The sequence below is a fragment of the Metapseudomonas otitidis genome, assembly GCF_900111835.1.
Taxonomy (GTDB): Bacteria; Pseudomonadota; Gammaproteobacteria; order Pseudomonadales; family Pseudomonadaceae; genus Metapseudomonas; species Metapseudomonas otitidis.
This window is the reverse complement of record NZ_FOJP01000009.1, coordinates 260,582-272,521: the sequence shown is the minus strand read 5'-3', so window position 1 is coordinate 272,521 and position 11,940 is coordinate 260,582. Positions and strand designations below refer to the sequence as shown.

General features: G+C 66.6%; 7 protein-coding genes and 1 pseudogene. 3 read left to right on the top strand and 5 right to left on the bottom strand.

Annotated elements, in window-relative coordinates; genetic code table 11:
• Window positions 1-189 (top strand): annotated as a pseudogene (locus BM198_RS13865) (hypothetical protein); the annotation flags it as partial.
• 56 nt (window positions 190-245) lie between these two features.
• Here the strand turns inward: BM198_RS13865 and BM198_RS13860 are convergent.
• The gene (locus BM198_RS13860; RefSeq protein ID WP_074970675.1) at window positions 246-2,048 is read right to left on the bottom strand and encodes an acyl-CoA dehydrogenase; all 1,803 of its coding nucleotides are present in this window, start codon (window positions 2,046-2,048) and stop codon (window positions 246-248) included.
• A gap of 138 nt (window positions 2,049-2,186) precedes the next feature.
• On the opposite strand from BM198_RS13860, the gene BM198_RS13855 reads away from it, so the two are divergent.
• Window positions 2,187-3,026 carry a 23S rRNA (adenine(2030)-N(6))-methyltransferase RlmJ gene (locus BM198_RS13855; protein ID WP_044400950.1) on the top strand — a complete coding sequence of 280 codons (840 nt, stop codon included), beginning with the start codon at window positions 2,187-2,189 and terminating at the stop codon, window positions 3,024-3,026.
• A gap of 63 nt (window positions 3,027-3,089) precedes the next feature.
• Here BM198_RS13855 and msrA read toward each other — a convergent pair whose 3' ends face one another.
• Window positions 3,090-3,737: a peptide-methionine (S)-S-oxide reductase MsrA gene (msrA, locus tag BM198_RS13850; RefSeq protein WP_074970673.1), complete on the bottom strand. Its 648-nt coding sequence runs from the start codon at window positions 3,735-3,737 to the stop codon at window positions 3,090-3,092.
• Between the two features lie 63 nt (window positions 3,738-3,800).
• The gene (locus tag BM198_RS13845; protein WP_074970671.1) at window positions 3,801-6,500 is read right to left on the bottom strand and encodes a putative bifunctional diguanylate cyclase/phosphodiesterase; all 2,700 of its coding nucleotides are present in this window, start codon (window positions 6,498-6,500) and stop codon (window positions 3,801-3,803) included.
• 80 nt (window positions 6,501-6,580) lie between these two features.
• Between BM198_RS13845 and BM198_RS13840 the strand changes: the two genes are divergently transcribed.
• Window positions 6,581-7,111 carry a hypothetical protein gene (locus BM198_RS13840; protein WP_107328978.1) on the top strand — a complete coding sequence of 177 codons (531 nt, stop codon included), beginning with the start codon at window positions 6,581-6,583 and terminating at the stop codon, window positions 7,109-7,111.
• A 181-nt stretch (window positions 7,112-7,292) separates the two neighbouring features.
• Here the strand turns inward: BM198_RS13840 and aceF are convergent, their stop codons facing one another.
• Both aceF and aceE read right to left on the bottom strand, forming a co-directional pair.
• Window positions 7,293-9,269 (bottom strand): dihydrolipoyllysine-residue acetyltransferase, encoded by a 1,977-nt coding sequence (gene aceF / locus BM198_RS13835; RefSeq protein ID WP_074970669.1) that lies wholly within the window; start codon window positions 9,267-9,269, stop codon window positions 7,293-7,295.
• Between the two features lie 11 nt (window positions 9,270-9,280).
• Window positions 9,281-11,926 (bottom strand): pyruvate dehydrogenase (acetyl-transferring), homodimeric type, encoded by a 2,646-nt coding sequence (gene aceE / locus BM198_RS13830; protein WP_044400963.1) that lies wholly within the window; start codon window positions 11,924-11,926, stop codon window positions 9,281-9,283.
• Between the last annotated feature and the right edge of the window lie 14 nt (window positions 11,927-11,940).

The window sequence follows — 11,940 nt, the reverse complement described above, 5'->3', positions numbered from 1 at the left end:
GTCGTGACCACGCCTTCGCAGCGGGACGAGAGCCTTACCCGGCAATTGCTGGACGCGGCTCGTGATTTGTCCAGTACGCCGGTTGCGCAAACCTCGCCTGCGAAGATCACGCTGGATGGCCAGGTTTTCATCCTCGCCCATGACCGGGCTGGCGGTGAGGCGTATGTGCTGTTGAAGGCTGAAGACTGACCGCGAGCCATAAAAAAGCCCCGCATGTGCGCGGGGCGTGAAAGGTCCGGTTGGACTCAGAACCAGTCGGCTTGCATGCCCAGGCAGGTGTCGTCGCGGGCTTCGAGGATGGCCAGGGCGTGGTGGACGCCGGGCACTTCCCAGGTGAGGAAGAAGCGGGCGGCCTGCAGTTTGCCTTTGTAGAACTCGGTGTCGGCGGGGTTGCCGTTGGCCAGGCCTTCCTGCGCGCGGATGGCCTGTTCCAGCCAGCGCCAGCCGATGACGGCGTGTCCGAAGCTGTTGAGGTAGAGCGCGGAGTTGGCCAGGGCCTGGGCGACCTTGCCCTGCATCAGGTCGCCGAGCAGGGCGAGGGTGACGGTGGAGAGGCGGGCGAGCAGTTGCTCCAGCGGTTGGCGCAGGGTGTCCAGTTCGCTGTGGGCGGCGGCACGCTGGCAGGTCTCGTTCATCAGGCGGTTGAGCTGCTTGAGGCCGGCGCCGTTGTTCTGCGCCAGCTTGCGCCCGAGCAGGTCGAGGGACTGGATGCCGTGGGTGCCTTCGTGGATGGGGTTGAGGCGGTTGTCGCGGTAGTACTGCTCCACCGGGTATTCGCGGGTGTAGCCGTGGCCGCCGAGGACCTGGATGGCCAGTTCGTTGGCCTTGAGGCAGAACTCGGAGGGCCAGGACTTGACGATGGGGGTGAGCAGGTCGAGCAGTTCGTGGGCCTGCTGGCGGGCGTTGTCGTCGGCGAGGGTCTGGGTGTCGTCGAACAGGCGCGCGGCATACAGGCCGAGGTCGAAGGCGCCTTCGACGTAGGCCTTCTGGGTGAGCAGCAGGCGGCGTACGTCGGTGTGCTGGATGATCGGGATCTGTGGGCTGCTCGGGTCTTTGCCGTCCGCGTGGCGGCCCTGGGGTCGGTTGCGGGCGTAGTCCAGTGAGTACAGGTAGCCGGCGTAGCCGAGCATGATGGCGCCCATGCCGACGCCGATGCGGGCCTCGTTCATCATCTGGAACATGTAGGACAGGCCGTGGTGGGGCTTGCCCACCAGGTAGCCGACGCATTCGCCGTTGTCGCCGAAGTTGAGCGCGGTGGAGGTGGTGCCGCGCCAGCCCATCTTGTGGAACAGGCCGGCGAGGATGACGTCGTTGCGCTTGCCGAGGCTGCCGTCGTCGTTGACCAGGAACTTGGGAACGATGAACAGGCTGATGCCTTTCACCCCGGGCGGGGCGTCCGGCAGCTTGGCCAGGACCATGTGCACGATGTTCTCGGAGATCGGCTGGTCGCCGCCGGAGATGAAGATCTTGTTGCCTTTGAGGCGGTAGGTGCCGTCGGCCTGGGGTTCGGCGCGGGTGCGGATGTCCGACAGGGAGGAGCCGGCGTGGGGCTCGGTGAGCGCCATGGTGCCGAAGTAGCGGCCTTCGATCATGGGGGCGAGGAAGCGGGCCTTCTGCTCTTCGCTGCCGAAGCTTTCGATCAGGTTGCTGGCGCCCATGGTGAGCATGGCGTAGGACGCGGTGCCGGCGTTGGCGGACTGGAAGTGGGCGAAGCAGGCCTGGGACAGCAGGTTGGGCAGCTGCATGCCGCCCACCTCGAAGTCGCGGGTGGCGTTGAGGAAGCCGGCTTCGATGAAGGCTTCCAGCGCGGGCTTGACCTCGGGGATCAACTGGGCGGCGCCGTCGACGTACTGCGGTTCGTGCTCGTCGTTCTTGCGGTTGTGCGGGGCGAAGAGCTCTTCGGCGATGCCGCGCGCGGTGGCGAGGGCGGCGTCGAAGGTCTCGCGGTTGTGGTCGGCGAAGCGCGGGCGCTGGGTCAGGGCTTCGGCATCGAGCACTTCATAGAGTTCGAAGGCCAGGTTGCGGGAGCTGAGCAGGGTCTCGGACATGGTCGGTCTCCGGTGGAATGCCCGGAGTCTAGATTGGTGAATGAAGGCCGCCTAGCAACATCCATGAGGGTGATGCAGCGGCCAAACCCGGCCTGGGTCGCGGCTGGTAAACTGCGCGCCTCGCGAGGAAACCATGCCATGAACTACCGTCACGCCTTCCACGCCGGCAACCACGCCGACGTGCTCAAACACCTGGCCCTGGCCCGGATGATCGCCCTGCTGTCGCGCAAGGACGCTCCCTTCGCCTACCTGGACAGCCATGCCGGGGTCGGCCTCTATGACCTGGCCGGCGACCAGGCCAGCCGCACCGGCGAATGGGAGGAGGGCATCGGCCGGCTGTGGGGCCGCGACGACCTGCCGGCTCCGCTGGCGGACTACCTGGGCACCGTGGCCGCGCTGAACCCGTCGGGTACGCTGCGCTACTACCCGGGCTCGCCGGAGGTGGCGCGCCGGCTGATGCGCCCCCACGACCGCCTGGTGCTGAACGAGATGCACCCGGAAGACGGCCAGGCGCTGAAGGAGAACATGGCCGGTGATCGCCGGGTGACGGTGCGCCTCGGTGATGGCTGGCACCTGCCGCGGGCGCTGCTGCCGGCAGCGGAGAAGCGCGCGCTGATGCTGATCGATCCGCCGTTCGAACAGGCCGATGACCTGGAGCGCTGCGTGACGGCGCTGAAGGAGGCGATTGGCCGGATGCGCCAGACGGTGGTGGCGATCTGGTACCCGATCAAGGACGAACGCCAGCTGAAGCGCTTCTACCAGGGGCTGTCGGCGTCCGGTGCGCCCAAGCTGCTGCGGGCGGAGCTGATGGTGCACCCGACGGACAACAGCATCGGCCTGAACGGTTCGGGGCTGGCCATCGCCAACCCGCCGTGGGGCCTGGAGGAGGAGCTGCGCGAGGTGCTGCCCTGGCTGGCCGGTGAACTGGCCCAGAGCCAGGGCGACTGGCGGTTGGACTGGCTGATCGCCGAGGGCTAGCAGACCTCTGCAGCGCCGTGGCGTTGCGCTCAGGGTGGCCCGCCGGCGATCAGCCCTTGAGGGTCAGGCCGGCAGGCAGACGCCGGTGCCGCCCAGCCCGCAGTAGCCGTTGGGGTTCTTGGCCAGGTACTGCTGGTGGTAGGCCTCGGCGTAGTAGAAGGCCGGTGCTTCGGCGATCTCGGTGGTGATGGCGCCGAAGCCGGCCTTGTCCAGTTCGGCCTGGAAGCGTGCTTCGCTGGCACGGGCGGCCTGGAGTTGGGCGTCGCTGGTGCAGTAGATCGCGGAGCGGTACTGGGTGCCGATGTCGTTGCCCTGGCGCATGCCCTGGGTGGGGTTGTGGGCTTCCCAGAACACGGCGAGCAGCCGTTCGTAGCTGATCACACGCGGGTCGAACACCACCAGCACCACTTCGGTGTGCCCGGTGAGGCCGGAGCAGACTTCGTCATAGGTGGGGTTGGGGGTGTGGCCCCCGGCGTAGCCGACGGCGGTGCTCCAGACCCCGTCCTGTTGCCAGAAGCGCCGCTCGGCGCCCCAGAAGCAGCCGAGGCCGAACACGGCCTGTTCCAGGCCGGCGGGGAAGGGCGCTTGCAGCGGGTGGCCGTTGACGTAATGAGCTTCGGGCACCGGCATCGGGGTCTCACGGCCGGGCAGCGCCTGGGCTGCGGTGGGCAGTTCGATCTTGTGGGCGAGGATCTGTGAGCGCAGGACCATGGCGTTCTCCTGAGGATGGGGCTGGTCGATAGACCCGCTTCGGGGCCTGATGTTACAGCGGCGTCAGTGAGCCGTGCGGCAGGGGTAGCGGTGCAGGCTCTCGATGAGCTGGGCGCCGGGAATGGGCTTGTCGAACAGGTAGCCCTGGCCGACGTCACAGCGCTGGCGGCGCAGGAAGCCCAGCTGCGCGGCGGTTTCGATGCCTTCGGCGACGACCTTGAGCTTGAGCTTGTGGGCCATGGCGATCACGGCGGCGGTGATTTCCATGTCGTCGGAGTTGTCGGGGATGTCGTTGATGAAGCTGCGGTCGATCTTGATGACGTCGATGGGGAACTTCTTCAGGTAGCTCAGGGAGGAGTAACCGGTGCCGAAGTCGTCCATCGCCAGGGTGAGCCCGAGTGCCTTGAGGCGGTTGAGCTGCAGGCGGGTGTCGTCGGTGGCTTCCAGCAGCAGGCCTTCGGTCAGCTCCAGTTCCAGCAGTGCGGGGGGCAGTTCCTCTTCCTGGAGGATGGCGGCGATGGAGCCCACCAGGTCGGGGTCGCTGAACTGCTTGGGCGAGAGGTTGATGGCGACCTGCACCTGGCCGAGGCCGGCGGCGCTGAGGCGGCGGCTCATGCGGCAGGCTTCGCGGATCACCCATTTGCCGATGGGGATGATCATCCCGGTCTCTTCGGCGACGCTGATGAACTGGTCCGGGCGGATCATGCCGCGCTCGGGATGCTGCCAGCGCAGCAGCGCTTCCATACCGAGCAATTGGCCGCTGCGCAGGCACAGCTTGGGCTGGTAGAAGACTTCCAGCTCGTTCTGCGCCAGCGCGCGACGCAGGTTGTTCTCGACGAAGAGCTTGTAGCTGGCCTCGGCGTTGAGGGTCTCGGTGAACAGCTGCAGCTGGTGCTTGCCGTTGGCCTTGGCCTTGTGCAGGGCGAGGCCGGCGTGCTTCATCAGGGTCTGCGGGTCACGCCCGTGCTGGGGGGCGCAGGCGAGGCCGAGGGAGCCGGTGACGCTGATCAGCTGGTTGTCGACGAACAGGGGTTTGTCCAGGGTGCGGAGGATCTGGCCGGCGGTCTTCTGGCCGGTCTCCAGGTCGGCGCCGTCGAGCAGTACGGCGAATTCGTTGCTGGCGAAGCGGGCGAGGATGTCGCCGGGGCTCAGGGTGTTGCGCAGGCGCCGGGCGAGGCTGACCAGGAGCTTGTCGCCGGTCTGGTGGCCGAGGCTGTCGTTGATCCGCTTGAAGTTGTCGATGTCCACCAGCAGCAGGCAGAGGGGCGACTCCTGTTCGTGGCGGAAGCGCTCTTCGAGGCTGCGGATGAAGTAGGGGCGGTTGCCGAGGCCGGTGAGGTTGTCGGTGTAGGCCAGCTTTTCGATGCGCTGCTGGGCCAGCTTGTTGTGGGTGATGTCTTCGTAGATGCCGATGTAGTGCGTCAGCTCGCCGTTCTCGCCGAACACCTTGGAGATGGACAGCTGGCCCCAGTAGGGCTCGAGGTTCTTGCGGCGGCTGCGGAATTCGCCCTGCCAGCTGTTGCAGGTGCTGAGGCTGGAGCGGGCGTCGAACAGCAGGTCGCTGAGGTTCTCCAGGGCGGGCAGGTCGGAGAGGCGGCGGCCATGGACTTCGTCGGCGCTGTACTGGGTGATGGCGGTGAAGCTGGGGTTGACGTATTCCACCAGGCCGTCGCGGTCCACCAGCAGGAAGGCGCTGGCGCTCTGTTCGACCGCGCGCTGGAACAGGTGCAGGGCGGTGGTGGCGTCGAGGCGCTGCTGGTTGACCAGCACCTGGGCGAACTGGTCGGCCAGTTCGCCGGCGAAGGCAATCTCGTCGCTTTGCCAGACGCGGGGTGCGCCGGTGTGTTCCAGGCACAGCACGCCGACCACTTCACCGCCGATGCGCACGCTGGCGTCGAGCAGGGCGACGACGCCGGAGGGCTTGAGGTATTCCTCCTGCAGTTCGCTGGTGCGGGGATCGCGCTGGGCGCTGTGGGCGTCGATGGCGCGGCCGCTGTGCAGGGCCTCCAGGTAGCGCGGGAAACGGCTGACGTCCATCACCGCCGGCAGCTCGTGGTGCCCCTGGTCGCGCAGGTAGCGGCTGACCGGGCGCAGGGTGGTGTCTTCGAGCATCCACAGGGAGGCGCGGGCGACTTCGTAGGCTTCGCAGGCGGCCTGGGTGATCAGCCGCGCGGCTTCCTGCGCCGGGTCACCCGCGCTGTAGCGGTGGCGGGCCAGGCGGACGATGAGGCTTTGCTGGGCGCGGGAGCGGATGAGGTGTTGCAGGTGGTCTTCCTGGGAGCGCTGGTACAGCTCCAGGGAACTCTTGAGGCGGGCGTTCTGGGCTTCCAGCTCCTGGATCTGCTGGGCGTGGTCGGATTCCTCGGCCGGGGTGTCCACCAGCAGCAGGTAGCCCCGCAGCAGCTGCCGGCCGTGCTGCTGGAAGGCTTCGCCGATCTCCAGCAGCTGGAGCACGCCATCGGGGCCGTGAAGCGGGTAGTGCACCTGGTAGTTGGCGCTGGAGACCAGTTGCTGCTGGATGTCGTCATGCAGGCGGTAGCGCGACTCGGGGCTCATCAGGCTGGCGTAGGGCGAGCCCACCAGGGCGCAGAGTTCGGTGGCGGGCAGGCCGATGTGGCGTTCGCAACTGGCATCGAGGAAGAGCATCGCCCAACTGGCCTCGTTCAGCCGCTCGAAACGCATGAGGCCAAGCCGCGAAGGGACTGGCAACTGCGTCACAACCTCGGCCACCGTACGGCTGGCGGCATCGGGATGGCTTTTCATCGGGCGGGTGGGTTCCAGTATGCTGGCCGAGTTCGGGCCTCGGCCCACTTCTAAAATTTGGCGTCGGGCAAGGGTGCATCATGCTGATGGGGCTGACAAGACAACTGGGTGGGGCTTTGTTGCTGTGCGGGCTGCTTTTTTCCGTTGGGGCGCGCGCGGCGGAGACGCAACCGGCCCTGAGCAGTGAGGAACAGGCGCGCTACCTGTCCGAACTGAAGCGCCTGTACATGACCTCCGATGAGCGCAAGGCGCTGTTCGCACACGCCAATTCGCTGCTCAGCACCTACGCCTTGAGCGCCGGCTACCAGGTTGGCCAGGCGGATCGCCGGGACCTGCGCTACCAGCTCAGCCTGGCGCGCCCGGGGGAGCTGATGCTGCGCGAGGAAACCCGTGCCGCCAATGGCACCGGGGTGGCGGTGCACAACCGCTTGCTGCCGGTGTTCGGCGTCGATCCGAGCATCAGCTACGAGTGCCCGCGTGGCGGCATCAGCTGCACCTTCAATGCGCCCGGCAGTAACGCGCCGCTGCTGACCATCGTGCGGGACGTGAAGGGCGCCGGCGAGCTGGCCAAGGCGCTGAGCTTCCTGATCCGCAACGTCCAGAAGGGTTGAGTTCCGGGGCCTTCCTCGGCCCTTGGCACCCGTTCCTTTCTTCTTCCTGGCCTTGCATCCTGCCGCGCATTTGCGCGGCGGGTCGTTGTTGTCTGCCCCTCTGTTTCGCACTCAAAAAAAACCCCGCCAATCGGCGGGGTTGAGGTACGAGCCTGACGTGCTCGCAATGAAGCAAAGGGTGTTACAGCAGCATGGTACGGATGTCCGCCAGCACGTCGCCAAGGCGCTTGGTGAAGCGCGCGGCAGCGGCACCGTTGATCACGCGGTGATCGTAGGACAGCGACAGCGGCAGCATCAGGCGAGGCTGGAAGGCCTTGCCGTCCCACACCGGCTGCATGGTGGCCTTGGAGACGCCGAGGATCGCCACCTCGGGCGCATTGACGATCGGCGTGAAGCCGGTACCGCCAATGTGGCCGAGGCTGGAGATGGTGAAGCAGGCGCCTTGCATGTCGTCTGCGGAGAGCTTCTTGGTGCGTGCTTTCTCGGCCAGGGCGGCGGCTTCGGCAGCAAGCTGCAGGAGGCTCTTCTGGTCGACGTTGCGGATCACCGGGACCAGCAGGCCGTCCGGGGTGTCCACGGCAAAGCCGATGTGCACGTACTTCTTGCGGATCAGCGCCTTGCCACTCGGGGCGAGGGAGCTGTTGAAGTCCGGCAGTTCCTTGAGCAGGTAGGCGCAGGCCTTGAGCAGCAGCGGCAGGACGGTGAGCTTGACGCCCGCCTTCTCGGCCACGGCTTTCTGGGCGACGCGGAAAGCTTCCAGCTCGGTGATGTCGGCGGAGTCGAACTGGGTGACGTGGGGCACGTTGAGCCAGCTGCGGTGCAGGTTGGCGGCACCGACCTGCATCAGGCGGGTCATGGCCACTTCTTCGATTTCACCGAACTTGCTGAAGTCCACGGTGGGGATCGGCGGGATGCCGGCACCACCGGTGGGCGCGGCGGCAGCAGCTGCCGGGGCGTCCTTGGCCTTCTGCATGACCGACTTCACGTAGGCCTGCACGTCTTCCTTCAGCACGCGGCCGTGGGGGCCGGTGGCCGGAACGGCCGCCAGGTCGACGCCGAACTCGCGGGCCAGCTGGCGAACCGCCGGGCCGGCGTGGACCTTGGCACCGCTGGAGCGGGCCGGTACGCCGGTGGTGTTGGCGGCAGCGGCGGACAGCGAGGCAATCGCCGAGACCTCGGCGGCGGCCACCGGGTGGGCGCCTTCCGGTACGCGGTGCAGCGGTTGCTGCTGGGCGGCCGGCTCGGCAGCCGCGGCGGCGCCTGCGGTCTTGAGCTTGAGGATCAGGTCGCCGGTGCCGACTTCGTCGTCCAGCTTGACGATGACGCTTTCCACAACGCCGGCGGCGGGGGAGGGAATCTCCATGGAGGCCTTGTCGGACTCCAGGGTGATCAGCGACTGGTCGGCTTCGACGGTGTCGCCGGCCTTGACCATGACTTCGATGACCTTGACCTTGCCGCTGGTGCCGATGTCCGGCACGTGGACGTCCTGCACGCTGGCGGCCGAGGCAGCCGGCGCTGCTGCGGGGGCGGCAGCCGGTGCCGGCGCGGCGGCAGGTGCCGGTGCCGGTGCCGGGGCAGCAGCGCCACCCGCGACCTTCAGCTTGATGATCAGGTCGCCGGTGCCGACTTCGTCGTCCAGCTTGACGATGACGCTCTCCACCACGCCGGCGGCGGGGGAGGGGATTTCCATGGAGGCCTTGTCGGACTCCAGGGTGATCAGTGACTGGTCGGCCTCGACGGTGTCACCGGCCTTGACCATGACTTCGATGACCTTGACCTTGCCGCTGGTGCCGATGTCCGGCACGTGGACGTCCTGCACGCTGGCGCCCGAAGCAGCCGGGGCTGCTGCAGGGGCCGGTGCGGCGGCGGGCTTTTCCTCGGCCTTGGCGGCCGGGGCAGCAGCCGGAGCAGGGGCTGCGGCGGCACCTTCGACTTCCAGTTCCAGCAGTTCGTCGCCTTCCTTGAGGCGGTCGCCGAGCTTGACCTTGAGGCTCTTGATCACCCCGGCCTTGGGCGCGGGGATCTCCATGGAGGCCTTGTCGGACTCCAGGGTCAGCAGGCTCTGGTCGGCTTCGATGCGGTCGCCGACCTTGACGAACAGTTCGATCACTTCACCTTCGCCGCTGCCGATGTCGGGTACGCGAATCAACTCACTCATCGCTACGCTCCTTAGCAGTCCAGCGGGTTACGTTTTTCGGGGTCGATGCCGAACTTGGCGATGGCCTCGGCCACTACGCGCGGTTCGATCTCGCCACGGTCTGCCAGGGCCTCCAGGGCAGCCAGCACAACCCAGTAGCGGTCCACTTCGAAGAAGTGGCGCAGCTTCTTGCGGCTGTCGCTGCGGCCGAAGCCGTCGGTGCCGAGCACCTTGTATTCCTTGCTCGGGACCCACTGGCGGATCTGGTCGGCAAACAGCTTCATGTAGTCGGTGGAGGCGACAACCGGGCCTTTGCGGCCGGTCAGGCACTGCTCGACGTAGGTCTGCTGCGGCTTCTGCTCCGGGTGCAGGCGGTTGCGACGCTCCACGGCCAGGCCGTCGCGACGCAGTTCGTTGAAGCTGGTGACGCTCCAGACGTCGGCGGCGACGTTGTACTCGTCACGCAGGATCTTCGCGGCTTCGCGGACTTCGCGCAGGATGGTGCCGGAGCCCAGCAGCTGTACGTGGTGCGCGGCTTCCTTCTTGTCCTCTTCGAGGAGGTACATGCCCTTGATGATGCCTTCCTCGGTGCCTTCGGGCAGCGCGGGCTGCTGGTAGGCCTCGTTCATCACGGTGATGTAGTAGAAGACGTTCTGCTGCTCTTCGGTCATCTGGCGGATGCCTTCACGCACGATCACCGCCAGCTCGTAGCCGTAGGTGGGGTCGTAGGTGCGGCAGTTGGGGATGGTGGCCGCCATGATGTGGCTGTGACCGTCCTCGTGCTGCAGGCCTTCGCCGTTGAGGGTGGTCCGGCCGGAGGTGCCGCCGATCAGGAAGCCACGGGCACGGCTGTCGCCGGCCGCCCAGGCCAGGTCGCCGATGCGCTGGAAGCCGAACATCGAATAGAAGATGTAGAACGGCAGCATCGGCTGGTTGTGGTTGCTGTAGGAGGTACCGGCCGCGATGAACGAGGACATGGCGCCCGCCTCGTTGATGCCCTCTTCGAGGATCTGGCCCTTCTTGTCCTCCTTGTAGAACATCACCTGGTCCTTATCGACGGGCTCGTAGAGCTGGCCGACAGAGGAGTAGATGCCCAGCTGGCGGAACATGCCTTCCATACCGAAGGTACGGGCTTCGTCCGGGATGATCGGGACGATGCGCTGGCCGAGCTCCTTGTCCTTGACCAGCTGCGCGAGGATGCGCACGAAGGCCATGGTGGTGGAGATTTCGCGGTCGCCGGTGCCGTCGAGGATGGCCTTGAGGGTATCCAGCGGCGGAGTCGGGATGCTGAAGCTGTTGGCACGGCGCTGGGGCACGTAGCCACCCAGGGCGGCACGGCGCTCATGCAGGTATTTGTGCTCGGCGCTGCCCGGCTCGGGGCGTACGAAGGGTAGTTTTTCCAGGTCTTCGTCGCGGACCGGGATGTCGAAGCGGTCGCGGAACTGGCGCAGGCTGTCCACGTCCACCTTCTTGGTGTTGTGGGCGGTGTTCTGCGCTTCGCCGGCACCGGTGCCATAGCCCTTGATGGTCTTGGCGAGGATGACGGTGGGCTGGCCGGTGTGGTTCACGGCCTGGTGGTAGGCCGCGTAGACCTTGTACGGGTCGTGGCCACCACGGTTCAGCTTCCAGATCTCGTCGTCGGAAAGGTCCTGGACCATTTCCTTGAGTTCGGGGCTGTTGAAGAAGTTCTCGCGGACGTACGCACCGTCCTTCGCCTTGTAGTTCTGGTATTCGCCGTCGACCACTTCGTCCATGCGGCGCTGCAGGGAGCCGTCCTTGTCCTTGGCGAACAGCGGGTCCCAGAAGCGACCCCAGACAACCTTGTTGACGTTCCACTGGGCGCCACGGAAAACGCCTTCGAGTTCCTGGATGATCTTGCCGTTGCCGCGAACCGGGCCGTCGAGGCGCTGCAGGTTGCAGTTGATGACGAAGATGAGGTTGTCCAGCTTCTCGCGGCCGGCCAGGGAGATGGCGCCGAGGGATTCGGGCTCGTCGCACTCGCCGTCGCCCATGAAGCACCAGACCTTCTGCTTGCCAGCGGGGATGAAGCCGCGGGCTTCCAGGTACTTCATGAAGCGGGCCTGGTAGATCGCCTGGATGGGGCCGAGGCCCATGGACACGGTGGGGAACTGCCAGAAGTCCGGCATCAGCCACGGGTGCGGGTAGGAGGAGAGGCCCTTGCCGTCGACTTCGCGACGGAAGTTCTGCATCTGTTCTTCGCTCAGGCGGCCTTCCATGAAGGCGCGGGCGTAGATGCCGGGGCTGGCGTGGCCCTGGTAGAAGATCAGGTCGCCGCCGTGCTCCTCGGTGGGAGCCTGGAAGAAGTAGTTGAAGCCGATGTCGTAGAGGGTCGCCGAGGAGGCGAAGCTGGAGATGTGGCCGCCCAGGTCCGGGTCTTCGAGGTTGGTACGCATCACCATCGCCAGTGCGTTCCAGCGCACCAGGGAGCGAATGCGGCGCTCCATGAACAGGTCACCCGGCATGCGTGCTTCGTGGGAGACCGGGATGGTGTTGCGGTACGGCGTAGTCGTGGAGTAGGGCAGCTTGGTGCCGCTGCGGGCGGCCAGCTCACCCATGCGGGTCAGCAGGTAGTGCGCGCGGTCTTCACCTTCTTTGTCGAGTACGGACTCCAGGGCGTCCAGCCATTCCTGGGTTTCGACGGTATCGAGGTCTTGCATGGCTTGCTCCAGGG